The organism is Armatimonas sp., from assembly GCF_043757465.1.
In the GTDB taxonomy this organism is placed as follows: domain Bacteria; phylum Armatimonadota; class Armatimonadia; order Armatimonadales; family Armatimonadaceae; genus Armatimonas.
Genome location: NZ_JAYVPL010000156.1, coordinates 21,005 through 41,424, shown reverse-complemented (window position 1 = coordinate 41,424; position 20,420 = coordinate 21,005). Strand labels below are relative to the sequence as shown.

Below are 20,420 nucleotides of genomic sequence, written 5' to 3'. Positions count from 1 at the left end.
CCTCGTCGCAGTGCGGCGATTCGTTGCTAAAGAGGCTACAATGGCTTCTGTGGAATGGGTAGATTTAGTGGATTTCTCGGTTGATTCCCTTGAGGGAACGGACAAGGTAGCTCGCTGGCTGGCAGAGCGCCTGGAGCTGGGGACGCTGGTCTGCTTGTCGGGCGACCTCGGGGCGGGGAAGACGACATTCACACGGGCGCTGGTGGCGGCACTGGGCTCACCCGCCTTAGTTTCCTCACCGACATTTACCCTGGTGCATGAGTACGACGGTGGACGGGTTCCGATTATTCACATGGATGCCTACCGGCTCGGAAGTGGCGCGGAGTGGGAAGCGGCGGGGCTAGCGGAGTACCTGGCGGGGCGCAGTGTGGTGCTGATTGAGTGGCCCGAGCAGATTGCCGAAGCACTTCCCAAGGAGTGCTGGCGTGTGACGCTTACTGATACGGGGCCAGAATCGCGACAAATCCACATCGCTCCGCCGCCGAGCGGGTGCGGGGGGGGCTTGTGAAGATTCTTGCGCTAGATACCTCAGGGGATACCTGCTCGGTTGCGATTGTCGAGGGCAAGGAGCTGTTGGTAGAGCTCAACTTCGCGCATCACCGACGGCTCACCGAGCGTCTGCCGGGCATCGTGGAGTTTGCACTGCGCGAGGCGGAGCTCACTCTGGAGGAGCTGGATGCGTTTGCGGTGGGCCTTGGGCCGGGGAGCTTCACGGGCGTGCGTGTGGGCGTCACGATGGCCAAGACTTGGGCGGAGGTGCTGGGCAAGCGCGTGATCGGGGTGAGTAGCCTCGATGCGATGGCAAGCGCGGTGTCGGGTGCGGGAGCTTCTGTGGTGGTCGTGGTGCCTTCGCGAAAAGATGAGGTGATCGCGGCGTTCTACAAGGGCGGTCGCTCGAATCCTGTTGTCGAGCCTAAAGTGATTCTGACCAGTGAGGTTTTAGTGCAGGCCACGGAGGTGCTGGGCGAGCCGCGCCTCCTCGTGCTGGGGGAGTGTGTGCACTGGATCGCGCCCAACGCACAGGCAGTGCTTCGCACCGCCTCGCCCCGCGCTTTTCAGATCGCGCGGCTCGGCCAGGCGCGACTGCGTGTCCAAGGCCCAGACGATGTGGCAACGCTAGCGCCGCACTATGTCGCGCCTCCGCCGATTCGCGCTCCAAAGGTAGCATTATGACATTTCGTGACTTACCGTCGGTGGAGAAGCTAAGTGCGCAGCTCAGTGAGCTAACGCATGAGCTGGCCGTTGCGGTGGCGCGGCAGGCGATTGACGAGGCACGGGAGCAACTGCGAGCGGGTGAGCTGGTGGGGGATTTGGCTACCCGCGCCCGTGGGCTTGCAGCGGTAATGGGGCGCAATCAGCTCCGGCGGGCGATCAATGCGACGGGCGTTCTGCTCCACACCAATCTGGGCCGCGCGACACTGGCTCCGAGTGCCGCCGCCGCCGTCGCCGCCGTGGCGAGTGGGCATGCGACCCTGGAAGTAGATGAGGACACGGGGGGACGAGGGAGCCGTCAGACGGTGATTGCCCAGCTTTTTCGTGAACTGACGGGCGCGGAAGATACCGTTGTGGTGAACAACAATGCGGCGGCGACGGTGCTAGCGCTGGCGGCGCTTGCCCGTGGCAAAGACGTGATTCTCTCACGCGGCGAGCTGGTGGAGATTGGGGGGCACTTTCGCCTGCCTGAGGTGATTGCTCAGTCGGGGGCTGCTTTAGTTGAAGTGGGCACGACCAACCGTACTCGCATCGCGGACTATGAGAAGGCAATCACCGAGAACACCGGGATGCTGCTGCGCTGTCACCCGAGCAACTTTCGCATTGTCGGCTTCACGGAGTCGGCATCGCTGGAGGAGCTTGTCGCCCTGGCAAAGCACGCTGCTGTTCCCTTTGGCGATGACATCGGCTCAGGGGCGCTCGTAGATTTCTCCCCGTTTGGTCTCACCGACGAGCCGCAGGTGCAGAAGAGCGTGGCGGCGGGCGCGGATCTGGTCTGGTTCTCGGGCGATAAGCTCCTGGGCGGACCCCAAGCCGGGATTATTATCGGGCGCAAGGATCTGATCGCGACCTGCAAACACCATCCCCTGATGCGCGCACTCCGCCCGGATAAGCTCACGCTCGCGGCGCTGGAAGCGACACTCCGGCTCTACCAGACCGGGTGCGCCTGGGACGAAATCCCGACCCTGCGCCGCATCAAACGGGAGAGTGGGCAGATTGATCGTCGCTGCCGGATTGTCGCCGGAAAGCTACGCAAGCTCGGCTACGATGCCACGGTCGAGGCCACACTCTCCCAAGTGGGCGGCGGCTCGCTCCCCGACAGAATGCTCCCCTCACACGCGGTCGCTATTCGCTCCAGTAACCTCCCCGCGCTGGCACGTGCCCTTCGCCAGGCCGCCACGCCTGTCTATGGCCGCATCGAACGCGATAGGCTCTTACTGGACTTACGAGCCGTGGATCACGATGAAGAAGCTGCGCTTCTCCTTGCCTTTCCCCCGTTGGGCGGGGGCCAGGGGGAAGGCGCGTGACTGTCACCTTCCTGGGAACGGGAACGTCCACGGGTGTCCCGCTGCTGGCCTGCGACTGCCCGGTCTGCCTCTCACTTGACCCTCACGACAAGCGTACTCGCCCGGCGCTTGTCGTGCAAGGCCCGCACGGAACGATCCTGGTGGACGCGGGCCCGGACTTGCGTACACAGTGCCTCACCCACCATGTCCGACGGGTGGACGCCTGTATTCTGACACACACTCACGCGGATCATCTCTTTGGTTTAGACGACCTGCGCCAGTTCAACTTCCAGTACGACATTCGGATTCCGATCTACAGTACCATTGAGAACTTGGAGAAGGTGCGCAGTGTCTATGACTACTGCTTCAAGACCACACAAGAGGGCGGTGGCAAGCCACAGCTCGATTTGGTAGCGTGGGAGCCGTTCGAACCCGTCCAAATCTGCGGCATCGAGGTGCTCCCGCTCTGGCACTGGCACGGGGAGCTGCGCGTGACAAGCCTGCTCTTCAATAACACTTTTGCCTACGTCACCGACGTGTCCGCAATCCCCGAGGAGACGCGGCCCTACCTCCAGAACCGCGACACCTTGGTTCTGGGCACGGTGCGCTACGAGCCGCACCCGACGCACTTTCACTTTGAGCAAGCACTGTCCGAGGCAAAGGCATTAGGGGCGCGGCAGACCTACTTCACCCACCTTTCCCACCACTTCCCGCACACCGAAGTCTCCGTCACGCTGCCCGGGAACATCGCCCTCGCCCACGATGGGCTTTGGTTAGAGTTCCACTCGCCTGCCCCCTAACCCCCGCCCGGCGGGGGAATCCATAAGGAAAATTCCTTACATTCCCCCCGCTGGGCGGGGGTTAGGGGGTAAACTACTCTCTATGAAATGCATCCCGTTCGCCTTAGCGGCGCTGTCGCTCGCCACGTCCAGCTTCGCACAGCCCTCCGTGTCTTTCCCGCGCTATCCGGCGCTCTCGCCCGATGGCAAGACACTGGTGTTTTCCTACCAGGGGGATCTCTGGAGCTCGCCCACGGAGGGCGGCGCACCGGCGCGGCGGCTGACGAGTCATCCGGCCTACGATGGCCGCGCGCAGTTCTCGCCCGATGGCAAAGAGATTGGGTTCCAGTCGCTACGCTACGGACGCAATGAAGTCTTCACGATGCCCGCAAGCGGCGGCGTCGCGCGGCGGCTGACCAACTACGGCGGCGGCAATGGTTTCCAGGGCTGGGCGGACGGCGGCAAGAAAGTGCTCGTTAGCTCGGTGCGGGAGCTGACCCGCCGTGGCCAGACCCTCTACCTGGTCAATAACTCCGATAAGCCCGGACGGCCCAAACCCGTCTTGGGGCTGAGTAATCTGATTGGCGGGCAGCTCTCCCCCGACGGCACCAAGCTTGTCTTTTCGCGGGGAGCCACGGACTGGCCCCGCATTGGCTACCGGGGGAGTGCGAGCGCCGATATCTGGGTCTATGATCTCAACACCAAGGAGTTCAAGCAGCTCACCGACTTTGACGGCCAAGACCTCTGGCCGCTCTGGATGCCCGATAGCAAGACGATCTTGTTCGTCTCCGAGCGCGATGGCACTTACAATCTCTACAAACAGAGCGCCTCGGGCGGCAGAGCGACCCAGCTCACGAAGTTCGTGGGCGACGGCGTGCGCTTTCCCGCCGTCTCCGGCGATGGCACACGTGCCGCTTTTGAAGTGGGGGATCGGATCGAGACGGTCAACCTCAGCGGGGCGATGACAGCTCCCAAACCTGCCACACTGGCCGTCGCCGCCGATGACAAGAGCAACGCGGTCGAGAACCTCACGGTTGCCAATGGTGCTACCGAAGTGGCGCCCAGCAGCGACGGCGAGCAGGTGGGGTTTGTGGTGCGCGGCGATGTCTTTGCCGTACCCGCAACCGGTGGTAAGGCGATTCGCTTGACCGAGGGCGCGGGGCGTGAGGCGGATATCACGTGGTCGCCCGATGGCAAGACGCTGCTCTTCGTCAAAGACAGCGATTTCTATGCGATTACCAGCACCGATTCCGAGGAAACTAAGCTCAGCAAGTCGCTCAAGCGCACGACGGTGCGGCTGACCAGCTCGTCGGTGCCCAAGAGCAGCCCTCACTTCTCGCCCGATGGCAAGAAGCTGGCCTACATCCGTGGCAAGGGTGAGCTTGTGGTTGCGGATGCTGATGGCAAGAACGATAAAATGGTTGCCAAAGCACTGAATGTCCAAGAGCTGAACTGGTCGCCTGACAATAAGTGGCTGACGTACAGTGCCGAGGACGAGGAGTTTAACAACGAGATCTTTGTGATCGCTCTCGAAGGTGGTGGCAAGCCGATCAATGTCAGCCGCCACCCGCGCAACGACTACGCGCCTTCGTTCTCGCCCGACGGCAGCAAGCTTGTCTGGATGAGCGAGCGAGCGGAGCGCCAGTTTGATATCTACTGGGTCTATCTTAAAAAAGAGGACGACGAGCGCAGTAGTGAGGGCTGGCTGCGGCTGAAGGAAAAGAAGAAGCCCACCGTGCCTGGCCCACCCGCACCGGCTGCACCCGTGACGGTAGCCGTGGACGCCGAGGGGATTCATGAGCGTGTCCGTCGCCTGACTGCGACACCTACCAATGAAATGGGGCCCGTCGTGACATCCGGTGGTGATGGTGTCACGCTGGTCGCGTTCTCCGCCGGGGCGGATATTCAGCTCGCAACCCTCACCGATGGAGCGCCTGCACCGCCTCCGCGCCGCTTGGCCGCAGGGGGCAGTGCGCTAAGCTGGGCAAAGGGAACTCTGTTTTACCTGGCGCAAGGTGGCACGCTCGCCGCCGCCTCGCCTGCTGCCCCGGAAGCCCGACCTGTGGCGTTCCGTGCCAAGCTCAGCTACGACAAGCGCGAGCTCCAGAAAGCCGTTTTCGAGGAAGCATGGGAGGTGATGAACCAGACCTTCTACGACCCGAATTTTCACGGCGCGAGCTGGGCAGCGCTACGGGAAAAATATCGCCCGATGGCCGCCGCCGCGTCGGATCCGATGGACTTATACGATGTGATTCGCCTGCTGATGGGGCATTTGAACGCATCGCACATTGGCATCACGCCCGGCATCATCTCCGATGGGGGTGTGACACCGATCCCGACCGGTTTTCTGGGAGTCATCTGGGACGAGAGCTACAGTGGGCCGGGGCTGAAAGTGCTACGAGTTCTCAAGAGCAGCCCGGCGGATCGAGCCGAGTCCAGGCTTGTGCCGGGCGAGATTGTCACCGCCATCGGGGCGACAACTCTCGGAGCTGATAGTAATCCCGATGAGCTACTCGCGGACACGGTTGGCGAGAAGCTCCCGCTGAGTGTGAAGGGCACTGATGCTAAAGAGCGTGAGGTGCTGATTCTTCCCGCGTCCACCACCACACTGGGAAGTATTCTTTATGATGACTGGACCACTAGCCGCCAGGAGCTTACTCACAAGCTCAGTAATGGCAAGCTGGCGTATCTGCACATTCAAGGAATGGATAAGCTCAGCCAGGATCGGTTCGAGGGAGGACTCTATGCCGAGGGCTATGGCCGTGATGCGCTCCTGATTGACGTGCGTGACAACGGCGGCGGCTCGACGGCGGACTATCTGCTGACAATGCTCACGCAGCCGCGCCACGCCTACACGATTGGCCGTGACGGTGCCCCGGGCTACCCGACGGATCGCCTGCCGTACTACCCCTGGCGCAAACCAGCAGGGCTACTCATCAATGAGAACAGCTACTCCAACGCGGAGATCTTCGCCCACGCCTTCAAGCAGCTCGACCGTGGCCCGATTATCGGTAACACGACGTTTGGGGCCGTGGTCTCCACCGGTGCCCAAGCTCTTCTCGATGGCTCACAGATCCGAACGCCAGGTCGTGGCTGGTATCGCGTGAGTGATGGTGTCAACGAGGAGCACACGGGGGCGGAACCCGATGTCCGTGTCATGATCAGCCCCGCTGATGAAATGGCAGGCCGCGATCCGCAGCTCGAAGCTGCTGTCAAAGCCTTAATGGGCAAAGCCAAGCCCGTCAAGCTTCCCGAGGCAAAGCCCGGGCGACTGAGCACTAAAAAATAGCCGCCGGGTGAAACCGGCGGATTTTGGAGTGGGCCTGTAAGCCGGGTTCTGTGTTTGTGTGGTCATCTATCTGGGGCGTTCGTTACCGAACGCCTCCTGCGGTCTACCGGGAGGATCAGCGAGCCGCCTCAACTCCTCCCTCTGACCTTGCTTCGAGTGGGGTTTGCCGGGCCGGTACGTCTCCGCACCGCCGGTGCGCTCTTACCGCACCATTTCACCCTTACCCACCCCCTTGTTCCCCCGTTGGACGGGGGCTAGGGGGTGGGCGGTATCTTTCTGTTGCACTTTCCGTCGGGTCGCCCCGCCAGGCCGTTAGCCTGCACCCTGCCCTGTGAAGCCCGGACTTTCCTCAAGCAGCAATTGCCACCTGCGACCACCCGTCCCACTCCAGCGGCTATTCTATCACTTGCCCCCTAACCCCCGTCCGACGGGGGGAGTGGGAAACTAACCCGCTCGCCCGCGCACAGAACGGTGTAGGGCTGCGAAAGCGTGTCGCATGTTTGGATGAAGAGATCAGGGGGCTCGGTATTGAAAGTGAATAGCTCGTAGTGGCACGGAATCGCACGCTTTGCGCCAATAACCTTCGCAAGCCGCGCCGCCTCGTCGCCCCAGAGATTGCCAGAGACGCGGCGCTCGGGCAGGCGACCATTGATGGGCAAAAACGCAATATCTGGGGCAAAGGGGGCAAGTTTCTCCGGCATGCCGGGATAGAGCAGCGTGTCGCCGCTGTGGTAGAGCGTCCACGAGCCGATCTTGAGAACATAGCCGACATAGCACGGGAGCAGCTCGTCGTGGGCGGCAGGGACGGCGGTTACTTGAACACAGCCAAGCGTCGCGGTTTCACCAATGCCCAGACCAACGAGATTTGTACTGCTTCCCAGGCGCTCGGCGGCGAAGGCGAGGTTCGCCGTAGGGACGACCAACTGCGCCGTTGGGTTGGTGGCTAAGAGCGGCCGGAGTGTCAGGGCATCTAAGTGGTCGGTGTGGTTGTGGCTGCTGGTGATCAGCGAAATGCCTCTCAGGCACTCTGGGGCGACCACGCGCTCCGTCATCCGGGTGTGCGGCTTGTCCGTGGCGGCGTATTTCTCGCTCAGGGAGTTCGAGAGATAGGGATCGAGCAGGAGGCGTGTGCCCTGGTGCGCCACTAAGTACCCGCTCTGGCCGAGCCACCAGACGTGAAGCGCCTCAGGCTGAGTTGCCGTTGCATGATCCACATCGGTGAGAAAGGCATCGTCTTGGAGAACGGGGCGGATCATCGGCGGGCCAGCCACTCACGGACGAGGCGGGAATACTGAGGGAATGCGACCTCGGGATCGGCGATCTCCGGGTGCCAGCGCTTTTCCCACTCCAGCGAGATGGCCCCCGTGTAGCCGCCTGCCAGCGCGAGCTCCAGCATCGGAAACACCGGAACATCACCTTCACCTAGGAGTGTGTAGCCATGATCTACTAGGCCATCTTTAATGTGAATGTGGCGCAGCGTCGGGGCGAGCAGGCGGTGCGTTTCCTCGATCGCCTCCCCCTGGCGGAAGGGATGGTGCAGATCCCAGAGCGAGAAGATGGCAGGGTGCGCCGCCTCCGCGAGCAGTGCCTCAACCGTTGCCCCCGTTGAGAAGTCATCGTGGGTTTCAAGGACAATGGCCACACCTGTGTCGTGGGCGGCATCGCCAAAAGCTCGAAGATTCTCCAGGGCTAACTCTCGGCTCTCGGGCTTGCCCCCGAAAACCCGCACCAGCGGGCTGCCCAAATCGTGCGCCAGTGCACAGTGGCTCTTGACGTGATCCAGATTGCCCTGCGCCACCACCCCCGACGACGAGACGCAACAAACGGCAATGCCTGAGTCGGCGAAGCGTTGCCTGGTTTCGGCACGGTTCTCAGGCAGAAACGGAACTGCAAGAGGAAGATCCATCTCAGTGAGATAGCCACGCAGCTCAACGGCATTATAGCAAAAAGCGACGGCGGAAGAGAGGATGGTGTCAATATTCCAGGTGGGGCATCCCAGTGTGGAGAAGGCAAGCAGGTTGTCCATGGCAATATTGTACGGTGTGAGCGGTATAATAAACCATGCAATCCCCGCTTATTATCGCCTTTGTGACCGTTTTGTCTCTTCTCAACGGCACGCCGCAGGTGCCGCAAGACCCCCCTACAGCGCCTCAAGGGGCACTCCAGGAGTCGGTGCCCGCGACAGGCCGCGACTACTTTCTCTTCACCAAAGCACTCAAATCTCTGCGACAGGGACAGCTCACTTCGCTAGTCACAATGGACATCAAGGGCGAGGGGCTGGCGGTGGTGCTTAAAGGTCAGATCAGCCTGACTCACAAGACTTCGGGAGCCTATATTAGTGAGCTGAGCGTTCTGCCACCCCTGGGAGGAAAGCCCAAGCGCTACAAAGTAACCCACGATGGTAAAACGACCTGGGTGCAAGATATCGGCGCGGGTACCTACGCACTCCAGAAGGTCACGGAAGAAAATGAGTTCCTGGTTCGTGGTTTGCTGACTGGCCTTGCCAAGACCGCTCTGGAAAAGCTAGAGCCTTCGCAGCTTAAGTTCCTCGATGCGCCAGAGCCGGCCCCGGAGCTGGCCGTGGAGCTTGAAAAGGCAGTTAAGCAGGGAGATAGCGATATAAAAGTGCGCGACGAGACTCTTGAGGGGAAAAACTACCGGGTCTATGATCTGAAGCCAGGGAAGGAAAAGGGAGTTATTTCCATCTATGTCACGTCGGGACACCGCCCCGAGCGCCTTAGCATGTTGCTCGATCAAGACAAACTCAAGATCAAGTTCACCGAGGTGGTTTCTAGCCTGATACCGACGATTCCTGAGAAGACGAGCTTCCGCTTTGTTCCCACGCGTTCTCTCAAGAAGGTAAAAAAGATTGATTTAGGGAACTACTAATCACGAAGGAGGAGGTGGAATGCAACAGACAAAAGCGCCGCCCAGTGCGGCACAGGCAGAGCTTGAAAAGCTCCAGACGGAGATGCGCCAGCGCCAGCAGGCACTCTTCAAGGGGCTCGATAAGCTCAAAGAGAGCGATCAGGAAAAAGCCTACGCTAGTATCTCTGCGAAGCTCTTTGGAGAGTTCTGGCCCAAGTACCAAAAGCTCATTAAGACGAGCACGGGGGGAGTCCAAGTACGCGCCCGTATGGCAGCGATGCAAGTGGCACAGATGGGCCCGAAACCCGCTCTGGCAGAGCAGCTCATCGCCGATATTATTCGCGAAAATCGTGATCTCCCGGAAGTGGCACAGCTCGCCATGCAGCTTCGCTACGACAACTTCGATCCGGGAAAGCGGGCGAAGATCAAGGCGCAGCTCACCGCGCTTGGGAAGTCGAAGAACACGACCGTACAGGCTGCCGTGCTCTACGCTCTCGCCGAGGTGACCAAAGACACGGATGCCAAAGCGGCAGTGCCACTCTATAAGCAAGTGATCGCAAAGTACGCGGAAACGAGCTATGCCAAGCAAGCCCAAGGCGCGATCTTTGAGGCCGAGAACCTGCAAGTGGGCATGGTTGCCCCCGAGATCACAGGGCCAGACCACGAGGGCAATACGTTTAAGCTCTCCGAGTACAAGGGCAAAGTTGTTGTCTTGGATTTCTGGGGCTTCTGGTGAGGGCCCTGCGTTGCGATGCTTCCGAAAGAGAAAGAAATGGTAAAGCGGCTTGCCGACAAGCCCTTCGCTCTCATCGGAATCAACAGTGACGGCGACCGGTCGGTCGTCAATAAAATCCTAGAGCGCGAAAAAATTACCTGGCGCAACGTGATTGATGGCAATACACGCGGCCCAATTGCCACAGCCTGGAATATCAGGGGATGGCCCACCATCTATGTTCTCGACAAAGAGGGCAAGATCCGTCACCGCGATCTACGCGATGACGCACTCGAAAAAGCGGTGGTTACGCTTCTGGCTGAGGCTTGAGTTTCCGTCCCAGGGTGAGGCAAACCGCCGCTCCCAGCGCCACTCCGGCGACGATCTGGTAGGCCCAGTGGGCACCTGCTTCGACGCGGGACCAGGCCATGAGCGCTGCCCAGAACCACCAGAGTGGTGCAAGTTTTGGGTAGCGCTCTGTTAGTAAATACGCCAGGCAGACATGCGCCGCTGTATGTCCGCTCGGAAAGCCTCCACTACCACCTGAGGGACGCGCGAGGATATGAAAGCCGTGCCAGGTGAGTGCCTGTATCGCAAAGAAAACCACTGTCTCCACCAGCATCACCGCCGTTACCCAGAGCGCCAGCGCACGGTCTTTGTTGTGCCACGCCAAAAGGAATAGATACCCCAGCGCCAGCACCAGCGCCGCTGTGTTGCCCTCGCGCCCGATAATTTTTGCGAGCGGCTCCAGGCCCAGTGCGTTCTGTTTTTCGAAGAGAAACGAGAGCATTATCGCCAGGGAAAGCCACAAAAACGCCCACTGGTGAGGCGATTTCACTGCTTCTCCGAGGGGCTACGCAGCACGATATCGCCGTAGACTAGCCCGGCGGCAGTGAGAGAGGTGTGCCAGGCGGGGAATCGTCGGCGTGCGGCGGTGATGAGTGCGGTGTCTTCCCGCTCCAGCGCCTTTGCATGCAGCGGCTCGCCCCGCGCATGGCGCTCCTGAATGCGCCGCACGACTTCTTTCTCGTCCCAGTCGTGATACCGACGGATGGTGTCGTAGTCTAGCCCCGCGGCTTCGAGTGCTGCACGCCACGAGCCAAAGTGGTGACGTTTTACCGCTGCCGCAGCAAGTGTGGGATCGAGCTTGGTGGAGACATGGCGCCACGAGAGATCCGCTCCCTGGCTCACAAGCTCCTGGAGCCGATCGGTAATGCGCTCATTTGTCCAGTTACGGTAGCGGCGTAGCTCGTCGTAGTTGAGCCCCGCGGCGGCAATGGCAAGTGGGTAAGAGCCAAAGTGCCGTGCTGCCGCACGGAGTAGGGGCAGGTTCTCGCGGCTCAGTCCTGAGTAAGAGAGATCTTGCTGGATTTCGTAGCGGCGAAGAATCTCACCGAGGATAGTGTCATGGGTCCAACGAGGCACGGGTCTCTTATTCGGCAGAGGCTCCGGGCTTTCCTCCTAAAAGCAACTGGGGCAGCAACAAACGCCACAGCCGAGGTCGCCGCATCCTTGGCTACAAGCGCCACAGGCAAGGTGGCCGCAGATATCGCCGCAGCAGTTGCAGGTGCAGGTATCACAGATATCCCGAAGCGTACACTTTGGGCAGGTGCACGTTTTTCGCTGCGGTGGCTGGTAGCGGGGGCGTGGTTGCTGCTCTTGCGTACTCATCAGCGTATGATTCACGCTGGCCTGGAGCTGGAGGGTAAAGCGCTGGCGATCGCGGAGGGGAAGAGGAAGCGCAGCCAGCGCTACGACAATACATTTCTGCTGCTCGTGGACATAATCAATCGCCTCTCTCACCGTTGTTTTAGTTGCCGTTAGCGAAAATTAGCCGCGTCGCGGTGCCGGTTGGGGTGGCGAGAGATATAAGCGTTGTGGGGAACGCCTCGGCCTGGGCTTGCGCTTGGTGCTGTGCAAAGAGTGTCTCCATCGGAACGCCCGAGGCGCGGAGCCAAACTCGGGCCTTGGAAAACGCGGTCGCCAGACCACGCCGGGCTAATTTCCAGCGCGTGCCCTCGTTGTCGGCGAGCTTATCGGCGACGGCAAACTCGGCTAATACCACGTTGGCGGCGGCGGCATAGGCCAGCGCTTGGGGAATCTCCGAGGCCATCGGCAGAGAGAAGCAGCGCCTTGCCGTAAAGCTATTGGGAAGCCTAGTCTGCTCCAGGGCAAGCAATAAGTCGCCTAGAAAGACGGCATCGTGGTTGAGCGTGAGCCGCGCACATTGCCCAAAGAGCCGCCCGGCCGCCTTGCATGTGCCGCAGTAGTGAAGCTGGTTGCAAGAGCGCATCAGTCCAAACATGGGGGATTGGACGGAGTGTGCCAAGAAAAGTTGCACGCCGCTCTTGTAAAATAGCACGGGCACGGCGATAAGGAAAATTATGAACGAAATCAACAACTGGCTGGTGCAGCTTGACCAGGCTTCTCACGAGTGGCTCTCTGAGCTTGGCGACGATGTCAACGAGGCGGAGCTAATCTGGCAAGCCTTCCCCGACGGCCATAGTATTGGCGCGGTACTCACCCACATTGCTGAGGTTGAGGCGTATTGGCTGCATCATATTGCCTGTGGCGAGCTCTATCAGGACATGGAAGGCGACGTGCTCAACGGAGAGATTGACCAGTACGGTATTAAGTGGCCCCCGCCGCCCCCGCACCCGCTGAGTTTTTACAAAGCACTTCTGGCAACCACACGTGACAAAACTAAGACGCTTATTGGGGCGCTGGAGAATCCCAATCACACCGCACTGCGCGGCGAGCGGGAGTTCACGCTAAGCTGGCTGATGACCCACGTGATTGTTCACGAAGCCTACCACGGCGGCCAGGCAGTGCTGCTCCTGCTTGAGCAGAGGAAACGTACCTGAGGAGACTCGATGCTGACGTCTGAGTTGAAAGCTCGACTAGAGTGTGCACTGGGCCAGCGGATCGTGAATATCACGCGGCGAAGTGGCGGCTACTCGCTGGCCTTGCGTCTGCGGCTGGAACTTGCGGATGGCCGGTTCGTCTTTGCCAAAGTCGCTACTACAGAGCCGACGGCGCGCTGGTTGCGGCGGGAAGTGGTGGTGTATGAGCATCTTGGCTCGCAGAACTTTCTGGCGGAGTTCCTGGGTTGGGACGACCATCCGACCGAGCCGCTTCTCTTGCTTGAAGACCTGAGCGGGGCGCACTGGCCACCGCCGTGGAGCATGGAGCGAATAGACTCCGTGCTGGCGGCGCTGGAGCAAGTGCGGCAGGCTCCGATTCCTCAGGGCACGCCGACTTTGGAGAGCGAGCGGGCGACCCTGAGCCGCTGGGCAGACATCGCCGCTGACCCTGCGCCGTTTCTCTCCGTCGGGCTGTGCAGTGTGGGCTGGTTGGAGAAGGCGCTCCCCGAGTTTCTGGAAGTAGAGAAAGCGCTGGTGCTGGAGGGCGATGACTTTCTGCATCTGGACGTGCGCTCCGATAATCTCTGCTTTGTGGGCAATCGGGCGGTGATCGTGGACTGGAACTGGTCGTGTGTTGGCAATGGAGAGGCGGATATCGCGTGCTGGCTCCCGAGCCTGCACGCCGAAGGCGGCCCGTTGCCCGAGAGTGCTTCATGACCGACACGGAGTTTCTTGCCGCCTTTGAGGACACCAGCCTGCCGCGCTATGAGTGGACGCACACGGCGCATGTCCGCATGGCCTTTCTCTACCTGAGCCGCCTGCCGTACGCCGAGGCTGAGGCAAGTATTGTGGCGGGTATCCGGCGCTTCAACGCCGCCAAAGGCAACGCGACGGGCTACCACCACACGGTCACGGTCGCCTTTGCACGGCTTGTCGCGGCCCGGCTAGATGGCTCCGACTGGCCCGCGTTTCAGGCGGCCAACCCCGACTTATTCTCGATTCAGAAGCACTACAGCCCCGAGGTCATTAAGAGTGACAAAGCGCGGGCGGAGTTCGTCGAGCCAGATTTAGAAACGTTGCCTTAATTGTGGCGTGTGCCGGGTCGTGAACGACCTGTCTGCGGATTACGCCATCCTACGGACGTGGGGGGAATGGGTTTACCAGTTCTGCATCTCTGAGCAAAAGATGTGTCTGAAGCGGGGATGGTTTTTTTGGCGCTTCATCTCCTGCCAGACTGTCGGATGCTGGAGCTTGCGGAAGTTATCCCGCATACGGGCTTCGATTTGCGGATTCTTCGGATCGCGTCGCTTCAGGTACTCCGTTAGCTCGTAGCAGATATTACCAAAGCCAGTGCTTCGTGCTTGGGTTATGGGGCCATCGTTGAGGGCGAGCACTTTGACGGTGTAGGCGGCACGGGTGGCATCTGAGTACGAAAGTCCTTTACGAGGCTTGAGCTTGAAATTGGCAAAGTCCAAGGTGAGGAAGGCGAGAGGGTCCTCGGTACGTGGGTCAATAAAGACATTGGAGCCTGCGAGGGGTAACGTACGGCGGGTTCCTTTGGCACGGTGCGGTGGTGTCACATCATGGAATATGCCTGTGGTGTTATCGAAGATGGCCCACTGGTCAAGCTTGTGGCCGGTGTTACAGCGCCAGCAGATCGGCAGGTAGTTCTCCCAGACAAAGGCTCGCTCAGGGTAGAGAGACTTGGGCCAGATATGCTCAATCGGGCTATGTTCTGGGTCATCGTCGTTGGCCCCGTGTGTGGCAAGCCCTGCGGTGTTGGTCTCACAGTAGCAGCAGTAGAACGTCCCGCTGCGGAGGGTATCGAGGTCAATCTTGATGGCATCGAAGGCCGCTTTACTCTCCTTGCTCCCTCCCTTACCGCTCCAGAGCTGCACGGCTTTATCCACTCGGTCGTGGAAGTCCGTGATAGCGTCTATGTCGGCCTGAACGTTTTGGAGGTAAGCTTGGACAGAGAGCAGACAGTACGTCTTGGGAATACGTAGCATGGCTCAGATGCCTATGGGGGAGTCAATAAAGATAGCCCGAAGCTGCGCCTGCTCCTTCTGCTCCTCTTCTGTAAGCGCACGCTCCCAGGAAAACCGCGTCAGGTCAGCCAGCCGCTCCAGTTTCTTCTTGCCTTCTTCGGAGCGATCTATCTTGCCGAAGGCTTCGCTGGCGTAGGCTTCAAAGATATTGCCGTAACGTAAACGGGAAAGCTCCAGGTCGTCCAAGAACCGCCCCTTTTCCTCGGTGCCAGGAGTTGGCAGCTTGTAAACCGTCGTCGCCGCCTGACAGATAAGCGGGCTGTGCGTCGTGACAATAAACTGCATCTCTGGAAAGCGCTTCGTCAGCCAGAACCCAATGTGCTGTTGCCAGGTGGGATGAAGATGCGCGTCTACTTCATCAATCAGAACCACACCAGGAATAATTATTTCGTTGGGACGTTTGGGATCGGTCAGCGCATCTATTCCGAAGGCAAGGACAAGCTGATGAATAAGTTCAATGGCAATACACAGAGCTGAACGATAACCGTCGCCAAGTTGCTCGATTTCAACAATATTTCCAGCGCCGTCTTTGAAGAGAATCTCATCGTTGTTGACTTCATGAAGGATAGTATTATTTGGGAGAAAAGCATCAGAATTGACTATGCTAGTGACAAGGTCAATGATGAGTTTTCCCTCTTTGCGACTCGGTCGTGCTTGGTCACGTAGCCAAGTCAAAGCACCACCTAACGCTGCATCTTCTCCAAATGCTGAAATATGTGGAGCTGCTTTTGGGTTTTGAAGATAGGCATCAAAATATTTTGGATCACCACCCGTAAAACGGCGGTACGGGCCAAATGAAGCACTAAACCATCCTCTGTTGCTACTCCAAACATGTTGTTCGGGTGGAGCCGAATTTTTAATGTCATCACGGGCATCTTTGGATTTATAGAACATAGCTGATTTATGACGGGCTCTAGGTTTGAAAATATTTCTTTCATCTGATTCTATAACAGAACTAGTAAAGAATTTTGTATATTTAATATTATTTTCTAAGTCATCGTAAGAATCATGTCGTATTAATGATAATACACTTCCTCCAAATTCAGATTCTTTTCTCACCCATGATATCCAATTTTGTTGTAAATATTGCGCATCTGATGGCCCAATCAGTGCTAAGATAATTGACCGTATAACCGAAGATTTTCCTGATCCATTATCACCTAAGAATACATGCCATCCTTTGCTATTATCGTTATTGATATTCCACGCAATTTTTTCTATTGCGCGTATATTGCGTATTACAAGATTGTTAATATGCATATTTTTATAATTTCGGTAGAGTCAGCACTTGCTCGCTGTCTTCGGGGAAGAGGGCGCGGATGGCGGCTCGGTACTCGGTGAGGACTTTGCGGATTTTTTTGATGGCGTCGTCGCGGCGGATATTGAGGGCGGCGAGGGTTTCGTCTAGCTGGCGGAGAGCGTTCTGGGCGGTGGCGTAGGCGGTGATTCGGGCGGTGTAATCTGCAAGAGCGACGCGGGCGGTGAGGTCGTTTTCCTTGACCAGAATAATCAGCGGGGGCGTGACGGAGGGAAATCTATCGCCGGGAAGAGCATTGATGCTCGTCCAGATGCTCTGTAAATCCCGTGCGGCGCGGAGCTGTTTTTCACCAAGGGCGTTGCTGGTGGGGAGTGTGGGAAGCTGCGCGATGAACTCGGTATCGGGGAGCAGGCCACGGACACTGGCGGCGAAGCGGGAGTTGACAGTGCGCACGGCGAGGCGGGTGGTGTCGCGATTTTTAGCGGCGGCTTGCCGTGCATTCTCCGGGGCAACTTGGGATGCGGCGATGGCGGCAACATCAGTGTGCATTTCAGCCAGCTTCACGCGCCCGGTGCCGGACTTCAGGACAATGGCACGGCCAAGAGCAGTCTCGGCAGAGGCCCAGTGGCGCTCGATGGTGGTTAGTAGAGTGATTAATGTGGCAGAACTAATGGTCGGCATAGACTAAACTCCCTCCGGCAGTGCCTGGATAACTTTCGGCAGTGCTCAGATACGTATTGGCAGATTATATCAAACAAAATACAGAGCTTGCAATACCTCACTGTCCCCCCGCTAGGCGGGGGCTAGGGGGTAAGCATCGCCTCCGCTTTTGCTTCGCAGGCATTGAGCACCTCCTCGACCCTCCGGCAGGCGTCTTCGTCGGACTCATCGGGGGGGATAAAGATCGGATCGCCGAAGACCCAGGCGGCGCGGCTGAAGGGGGCGGGGAGGAGGTAGTTGTCCCAGGTGGTGAGCCGCTTGCACGGCGTTGCGGTGGCAATGAGTGGGAGAATCGGCTTGCCCGAGCGGCGGGCGAAGAAGACCACGCCGGGCTGGACTTTTCGGGCAGGGCCGCGTGGGCCGTCGGGGGTGAACGCCAGGACGCCACCTTTTTTGAGCTCACGCAGCATCTGTACGGCGGCACGGTCGCCGCCTCTGCCGGTGGAGCCGCGGACGATCTGAAAGCCGAATCTTGCGAAGTTACGCGCCTGAATGTCGCCGTCTTTGGAGAGCGAGACCAGTGCCCAGTAGCCACGGTTACGATAGCGGTAGAGTGGGATGAGAGTGCGCCCGTGCCACGTCACCAGAATCCCGCCATTATGCTCTTCAATCGCCGCCATCGCCGTCTCTTCCCCGATAATGGTCAGCCGCGCCGTGCCCGCGAGCAGCTTCACCAGCCCGGCGATCATCCCCGAGAGCGCTCGGACTTTCAGCGTTAATGGGCGCGGCTTCTCAGGCATCGAGACCTCGCTGCTGGGCGTTGTAGAGCAGGCTGTAGAGTCCGCCGGTGGCGAGAAGCTTCGTGTGGTTTCCGACTTCGGCGATCTTGCCGTCTTGCAGCACGACGATCTTATCGGCGTTGACTATGGTAGAAAGCCGGTGCGCGATGATAATTGTCGTGCGGCCCTTGAACCAGGTACCCAGCGCCTCTTGCACCACGGACTCGGTCTGGGCATCGAGCGCGCTGGTGGCCTCGTCGAAGATTAAAATATGTGGGTTCGTCAGCAGGGCACGGGCGATAGCGAGGCGCTGCTTCTGGCCTCCCGAGAGGGTTGTGCCACGCTCACCGACCTGGGTTTCGTAGCCCTGCGACTGGGCCTGAATGAACTCGTGGGCATTGGCGGCACGGGCGGCAGCGCGAATCTCGTCATCGGTGGCATCGGGCTTGCCGTAGGCGATATTGTTCTTTATCGTCCCTGAAAATAAGATGCTATCTTGAGGGACAATGCCAATCTGCTGGCGAAGCGAGGCTATGGTGACGGATTTAATATCGTAGCCATCAATCCGTACTTGGCCACTCGTGGGATCGTTGAAGCGGGGGATCAGGTCCGCGAGCGTGGACTTGCCCGCCCCCGTTGGCCCTACAAAGGCGACAATTTCACCGGGCTCGATGGTGAGTGAGATGTTTTGCAGAACGGGCTTATCTTCCTCGTAGCCAAAACTGACCTCCTCGAAGACCACGCGACCTGCAATTTGAGGAAGGGACGGGGCATTTTCCCGGTCGCGGATACTCGGAACCACATCCAGCACTTGGGTGAAGATCCGGTCCGCTGCCCCGAGCAGCTCCTCAAACGTTGCCCGGACATTTCCAAAGCCGCTGATAGAGCTTGCGAGCTGGTTGGCTGCGCCAACAAAGAGAAGAAAACGGCCCATAGGAACCTGGAAGTAGACACCCGCATAGAGCACCAGCCCGAGTGCGACTGCGCCGATCCAGTCCACGGTGGGGGTGAGCAGTGAGGTTCGCCGGACACTGCGCATGGCAGCCTGGAAGGCGCTCTCATTGGCCTGGTTGAAGCGCTCCACTTCTCGCTCCTCTGCGGAGAATGCCTGTACCACCCGTGGGGCCGAGAGTGTCTCACTGAGAATGCTGGTCGCATCGGCCAGGCGGCTCTGTGACTCCGTGCTGAGGGTGCGTAGCGTCCGGGTGATGAGCTGAATCACGCCGACCATGAGTGGAACGGTCACCAGGGTCACGGCAGCCATCTCCAGCGATGCCCAGAGCATGGTTCCTAAGTAGATCAGCCCCTGAATCGGTAGCACCACTCCATCACGTAACAGCATCGCTGAGTTTTGCAGTCTATTGACATCGCTGGTGAGAGTTGCCAGAAGTGCACCGGTGCGCTGGTTGTGAAAAAATGCGAGAGGCATGCGCTGCAAGTGGGCAAAAATCGCACGCCGGATCAGCATGCCAACGCGCTGCGTGACCTCGGAGAGAAATAATCCCTGAAAGAACCGAAAAAAGAGAAGCCCTGTGTAAGCTCCCACAATGGTGAAGCCGACCTGGGTTACCTCGGTCAGTGTCTCGGGCGGGTAGAGTGTTCCTGTTGCACTGTTTTCCTTGACTTGATCTATGAATCCCGTCAGTGCTTTTAAAGCAATCGGGAGTGCGGCTGCGGAAAAGGCGCTACAGAGGAGCCCCCGTGTCAGCGGTTTGCGAAAAGGCGCGATAAAGGAAAGGAGCCGCCGGATCAGAGCTTGTCTATCCGGCGGTGCAGGGGAGTCCATAGATAGAGTTTACGCCACCGGGTTGATCAGCGTTCCAACACCGCCGATGGAGATCGTGACCACGTCCCCGCTCTGGAGTGTGAACGTATCGGGTGGGATCAAGCCGGTGCCTGTCATCAGTAGTGCACCATCCGGGAACGGAAGGGTCTTGAAGAGCCACTCGGCGAGCTCCTGCGGGGAGCGCTTCATTCGCGCCGTGCTCGTTTCTCCCGAAAAGGCGGAGCTGCCAGCACGCGTAATTTCCAGCGTGATGGGGAGGTTTCTGAGATCCATATCCACTTCAGCGACACGAATGGTCGGGCCGACGGCGCAGGCATTGGCATAGCTCTTGGCCTGCGGCAGATAGAGCGGGTTCTCGCCCTCGATGGAGCGCGACGACATATCATTGCCCACGGTCACACCGACAATGCGGCCCGACGAGCAGATTACCAGGGTCAGCTCAGGCTCGGGGACATCCCAGCGGGAGTCGGAGCGAATGGAGACAGGATCTCCCGGAGCGACCACGCGCCAGGGATTGGCTTTGAAAAACAGCTCGGGGCGCGGCGCGGTGTAGACACGGTCGTAGAAATCACCACCACCCTCGGACTCGCTCATACGGGCACGCTTGGAGTCTTCGTAAGTGACACCCGCTGCCCAGACTTCCATGCGGCCATCCACGGGCGGGAGAATCTTCCAGTCGGGGGAGATCTCTGAGTAGCCGCTCACCGCAGACTCCGCCAGCATCGCAATCTCCGCCGGGCGCTCGTGTGCGAGCCACGACGAGATCGAGGCGAAGGTGTCTGGCTCGTGTGCTGTCAGGTCGAAAAAGCCCTCGGAGGTCTCGGCACCGAGGCGGGGGCCGTGCTCAGGGTGCAGGTAACGAAAGATTTCCACGGGGAT

22 protein-coding genes, 1 other RNA gene and 1 pseudogene are annotated in these 20,420 nt (G+C 59.3%); 12 read left to right on the top strand and 12 right to left on the bottom strand.

All coding sequences use genetic code 11. The features are described from left to right. The first annotated feature begins 49 nt into the window (after positions 1 to 49). The 5 genes from tsaE (at position 50) to ACH2ED_RS21590 (ending at position 6,566) form a co-directional block, all read left to right on the top strand. Positions 50 to 508, top strand: coding sequence for a tRNA (adenosine(37)-N6)-threonylcarbamoyltransferase complex ATPase subunit type 1 TsaE (tsaE, locus tag ACH2ED_RS21610; protein ID WP_395094803.1), 459 nt, complete (start codon positions 50 to 52; stop codon positions 506 to 508). Then, the gene (gene tsaB / locus ACH2ED_RS21605; protein ID WP_395094802.1) at positions 505 to 1,173 is read left to right on the top strand and encodes a tRNA (adenosine(37)-N6)-threonylcarbamoyltransferase complex dimerization subunit type 1 TsaB; all 669 of its coding nucleotides are present in this window, start codon (positions 505 to 507) and stop codon (positions 1,171 to 1,173) included. Before tsaE ends, tsaB begins: the two co-directional genes overlap by 4 nt. After that, on the top strand, positions 1,170 to 2,519 hold the full coding sequence (selA, locus tag ACH2ED_RS21600) for an L-seryl-tRNA(Sec) selenium transferase (protein ID WP_395094801.1): 1,350 nt from the start codon (positions 1,170 to 1,172) through the stop codon (positions 2,517 to 2,519). The genes tsaB and selA overlap by 4 nt, the downstream gene beginning before the upstream one ends. Next, on the top strand, positions 2,516 to 3,298 hold the full coding sequence (locus ACH2ED_RS21595) for an MBL fold metallo-hydrolase (protein WP_395094800.1): 783 nt from the start codon (positions 2,516 to 2,518) through the stop codon (positions 3,296 to 3,298). Before selA ends, ACH2ED_RS21595 begins: the two co-directional genes overlap by 4 nt. A gap of 82 nt (positions 3,299 to 3,380) precedes the next feature. After that, positions 3,381 to 6,566 carry a S41 family peptidase gene (locus tag ACH2ED_RS21590; RefSeq protein ID WP_395094799.1) on the top strand — a complete coding sequence of 1,062 codons (3,186 nt, stop codon included), beginning with the start codon at positions 3,381 to 3,383 and terminating at the stop codon, positions 6,564 to 6,566. A gap of 21 nt (positions 6,567 to 6,587) precedes the next feature. On the opposite strand, the gene rnpB is transcribed toward ACH2ED_RS21590, so the two are convergent. From rnpB to ACH2ED_RS21575, 3 genes are all read right to left on the bottom strand, one after another. Continuing rightward, an RNA gene (rnpB, locus tag ACH2ED_RS21585) (RNase P RNA component class A) lies at positions 6,588 to 6,955 on the bottom strand. Between the two features lie 24 nt (positions 6,956 to 6,979). Beyond that, positions 6,980 to 7,822, bottom strand: a complete 843-nt coding sequence (locus ACH2ED_RS21580; RefSeq protein WP_395094798.1) for an MBL fold metallo-hydrolase — start codon at positions 7,820 to 7,822, stop codon at positions 6,980 to 6,982. Further along, positions 7,819 to 8,592 carry a sugar phosphate isomerase/epimerase family protein gene (locus tag ACH2ED_RS21575; RefSeq protein WP_395094797.1) on the bottom strand — a complete coding sequence of 258 codons (774 nt, stop codon included), beginning with the start codon at positions 8,590 to 8,592 and terminating at the stop codon, positions 7,819 to 7,821. Before ACH2ED_RS21575 ends, ACH2ED_RS21580 begins: the two co-directional genes overlap by 4 nt. A gap of 35 nt (positions 8,593 to 8,627) precedes the next feature. Between ACH2ED_RS21575 and ACH2ED_RS21570 the strand changes: the two genes are divergently transcribed. The 3 genes and pseudogenes from ACH2ED_RS21570 to ACH2ED_RS21560 form a co-directional block, all read left to right on the top strand. Beyond that, complete coding sequence (locus ACH2ED_RS21570; protein ID WP_395094796.1) at positions 8,628 to 9,455, top strand: hypothetical protein; 828 nt, start codon at positions 8,628 to 8,630, stop codon at positions 9,453 to 9,455. A 19-nt stretch (positions 9,456 to 9,474) separates the two neighbouring features. Next, positions 9,475 to 10,170, top strand: a complete 696-nt coding sequence (locus tag ACH2ED_RS21565; protein WP_395094795.1) for a peroxiredoxin family protein — start codon at positions 9,475 to 9,477, stop codon at positions 10,168 to 10,170. Between the two features lie 12 nt (positions 10,171 to 10,182). Continuing rightward, positions 10,183 to 10,476: pseudogene (locus ACH2ED_RS21560) on the top strand (TlpA family protein disulfide reductase); the annotation flags it as partial. On the opposite strand, the gene ACH2ED_RS21555 reads toward ACH2ED_RS21560, so the two are convergent. Next, positions 10,454 to 10,984, bottom strand: a complete 531-nt coding sequence (locus tag ACH2ED_RS21555) for a phosphatase PAP2 family protein (RefSeq protein WP_395094794.1) — start codon at positions 10,982 to 10,984, stop codon at positions 10,454 to 10,456. The pseudogene ACH2ED_RS21560 and the gene ACH2ED_RS21555 overlap by 23 nt on opposite strands. Next, the gene (locus tag ACH2ED_RS21550) at positions 10,981 to 11,571 is read right to left on the bottom strand and encodes a hypothetical protein (protein WP_395094793.1); all 591 of its coding nucleotides are present in this window, start codon (positions 11,569 to 11,571) and stop codon (positions 10,981 to 10,983) included. The genes ACH2ED_RS21555 and ACH2ED_RS21550 overlap by 4 nt, the downstream gene beginning before the upstream one ends. A 252-nt stretch (positions 11,572 to 11,823) precedes the next feature. Between ACH2ED_RS21550 and ACH2ED_RS21545 the strand changes: the two genes are divergently transcribed. Then, complete coding sequence (locus ACH2ED_RS21545) at positions 11,824 to 11,970, top strand: hypothetical protein (RefSeq protein ID WP_395094792.1); 147 nt, start codon at positions 11,824 to 11,826, stop codon at positions 11,968 to 11,970. Here the strand turns inward: ACH2ED_RS21545 and ACH2ED_RS21540 are convergent. Continuing rightward, a complete protein-coding gene (locus ACH2ED_RS21540) occupies positions 11,957 to 12,451 on the bottom strand; it encodes a DUF5685 family protein (RefSeq protein WP_395094791.1) in 495 nt (164 codons plus the stop codon). The two genes, ACH2ED_RS21545 and ACH2ED_RS21540, sit on opposite strands and share 14 nt — an antisense overlap. A 79-nt stretch (positions 12,452 to 12,530) precedes the next feature. Between ACH2ED_RS21540 and ACH2ED_RS21535 the strand changes: the two genes are divergently transcribed. From ACH2ED_RS21535 to ACH2ED_RS21525, 3 genes are read left to right on the top strand one after another with little or no spacing between them, the layout of a single operon-like run. After that, positions 12,531 to 13,010: a DinB family protein gene (locus ACH2ED_RS21535; protein ID WP_395094790.1), complete on the top strand. Its 480-nt coding sequence runs from the start codon at positions 12,531 to 12,533 to the stop codon at positions 13,008 to 13,010. A gap of 9 nt (positions 13,011 to 13,019) precedes the next feature. Further along, positions 13,020 to 13,727, top strand: a complete 708-nt coding sequence (locus ACH2ED_RS21530; RefSeq protein WP_395094789.1) for an aminoglycoside phosphotransferase family protein — start codon at positions 13,020 to 13,022, stop codon at positions 13,725 to 13,727. Next, positions 13,724 to 14,095, top strand: coding sequence for a hypothetical protein (locus ACH2ED_RS21525; protein WP_395094788.1), 372 nt, complete (start codon positions 13,724 to 13,726; stop codon positions 14,093 to 14,095). Before ACH2ED_RS21530 ends, ACH2ED_RS21525 begins: the two co-directional genes overlap by 4 nt. A gap of 72 nt (positions 14,096 to 14,167) precedes the next feature. Here ACH2ED_RS21525 and ACH2ED_RS21520 read toward each other — a convergent pair whose 3' ends face one another. The 6 genes from ACH2ED_RS21520 to ACH2ED_RS21495 all read right to left on the bottom strand — a co-directional run bounded on the left by ACH2ED_RS21520 (position 14,168) and on the right by ACH2ED_RS21495 (position 20,414). Further along, on the bottom strand, positions 14,168 to 15,019 hold the full coding sequence (locus ACH2ED_RS21520; RefSeq protein ID WP_395094787.1) for a hypothetical protein: 852 nt from the start codon (positions 15,017 to 15,019) through the stop codon (positions 14,168 to 14,170). A gap of 3 nt (positions 15,020 to 15,022) precedes the next feature. After that, on the bottom strand, positions 15,023 to 16,318 hold the full coding sequence (locus ACH2ED_RS21515) for an AAA family ATPase (protein ID WP_395094786.1): 1,296 nt from the start codon (positions 16,316 to 16,318) through the stop codon (positions 15,023 to 15,025). 4 nt (positions 16,319 to 16,322) lie between these two features. Then, a complete protein-coding gene (locus ACH2ED_RS21510; RefSeq protein ID WP_395094785.1) occupies positions 16,323 to 16,997 on the bottom strand; it encodes a hypothetical protein in 675 nt (224 codons plus the stop codon). A gap of 122 nt (positions 16,998 to 17,119) precedes the next feature. Then, entirely contained in the window at positions 17,120 to 17,776 is a 657-nt protein-coding gene (locus ACH2ED_RS21505; protein WP_395094784.1) for a lysophospholipid acyltransferase family protein, read from the bottom strand. Next, the gene (locus ACH2ED_RS21500; RefSeq protein ID WP_395094783.1) at positions 17,769 to 19,541 is read right to left on the bottom strand and encodes an ABC transporter ATP-binding protein; all 1,773 of its coding nucleotides are present in this window, start codon (positions 19,539 to 19,541) and stop codon (positions 17,769 to 17,771) included. The genes ACH2ED_RS21505 and ACH2ED_RS21500 overlap by 8 nt, the downstream gene beginning before the upstream one ends. Before the next feature lie 9 nt (positions 19,542 to 19,550). Beyond that, positions 19,551 to 20,414 carry a fumarylacetoacetate hydrolase family protein gene (locus tag ACH2ED_RS21495; protein WP_395094782.1) on the bottom strand — a complete coding sequence of 288 codons (864 nt, stop codon included), beginning with the start codon at positions 20,412 to 20,414 and terminating at the stop codon, positions 19,551 to 19,553. Positions 20,415 to 20,420: the final 6 nt, after the last annotated feature.

What these genes read in the sequence shown, in the direction of transcription:
- ACH2ED_RS21540 (WP_395094791.1), bottom strand. Translation starts at nt 12,451, where the DNA reads ATGTTTGGACTGATGCGCTCTTGCAACCAGCTTCACTACTGCGGCACA.
- ACH2ED_RS21520 (WP_395094787.1), bottom strand. Translation starts at nt 15,019, where the DNA reads ATGCTACGTATTCCCAAGACGTACTGTCTGCTCTCTGTCCAAGCTTAC.
- ACH2ED_RS21530 (WP_395094789.1), top strand. Translation starts at nt 13,020, where the DNA reads ATGCTGACGTCTGAGTTGAAAGCTCGACTAGAGTGTGCACTGGGCCAG.
- ACH2ED_RS21525 (WP_395094788.1), top strand. Translation starts at nt 13,724, where the DNA reads ATGACCGACACGGAGTTTCTTGCCGCCTTTGAGGACACCAGCCTGCCG.
- ACH2ED_RS21575 (WP_395094797.1), bottom strand. Translation starts at nt 8,592, where the DNA reads ATGGACAACCTGCTTGCCTTCTCCACACTGGGATGCCCCACCTGGAAT.
- ACH2ED_RS21570 (WP_395094796.1), top strand. Translation starts at nt 8,628, where the DNA reads ATGCAATCCCCGCTTATTATCGCCTTTGTGACCGTTTTGTCTCTTCTC.
- ACH2ED_RS21515 (WP_395094786.1), bottom strand. Translation starts at nt 16,318, where the DNA reads ATGCATATTAACAATCTTGTAATACGCAATATACGCGCAATAGAAAAA.
- ACH2ED_RS21505 (WP_395094784.1), bottom strand. Translation starts at nt 17,776, where the DNA reads ATGCCTGAGAAGCCGCGCCCATTAACGCTGAAAGTCCGAGCGCTCTCG.
- ACH2ED_RS21535 (WP_395094790.1), top strand. Translation starts at nt 12,531, where the DNA reads ATGAACGAAATCAACAACTGGCTGGTGCAGCTTGACCAGGCTTCTCAC.
- ACH2ED_RS21580 (WP_395094798.1), bottom strand. Translation starts at nt 7,822, where the DNA reads ATGATCCGCCCCGTTCTCCAAGACGATGCCTTTCTCACCGATGTGGAT.
- selA (WP_395094801.1), top strand. Translation starts at nt 1,170, where the DNA reads ATGACATTTCGTGACTTACCGTCGGTGGAGAAGCTAAGTGCGCAGCTC.
- ACH2ED_RS21590 (WP_395094799.1), top strand. Translation starts at nt 3,381, where the DNA reads ATGAAATGCATCCCGTTCGCCTTAGCGGCGCTGTCGCTCGCCACGTCC.
- ACH2ED_RS21565 (WP_395094795.1), top strand. Translation starts at nt 9,475, where the DNA reads ATGCAACAGACAAAAGCGCCGCCCAGTGCGGCACAGGCAGAGCTTGAA.
- ACH2ED_RS21500 (WP_395094783.1), bottom strand. Translation starts at nt 19,541, where the DNA reads ATGGACTCCCCTGCACCGCCGGATAGACAAGCTCTGATCCGGCGGCTC.
- ACH2ED_RS21545 (WP_395094792.1), top strand. Translation starts at nt 11,824, where the DNA reads ATGATTCACGCTGGCCTGGAGCTGGAGGGTAAAGCGCTGGCGATCGCG.
- ACH2ED_RS21510 (WP_395094785.1), bottom strand. Translation starts at nt 16,997, where the DNA reads ATGCCGACCATTAGTTCTGCCACATTAATCACTCTACTAACCACCATC.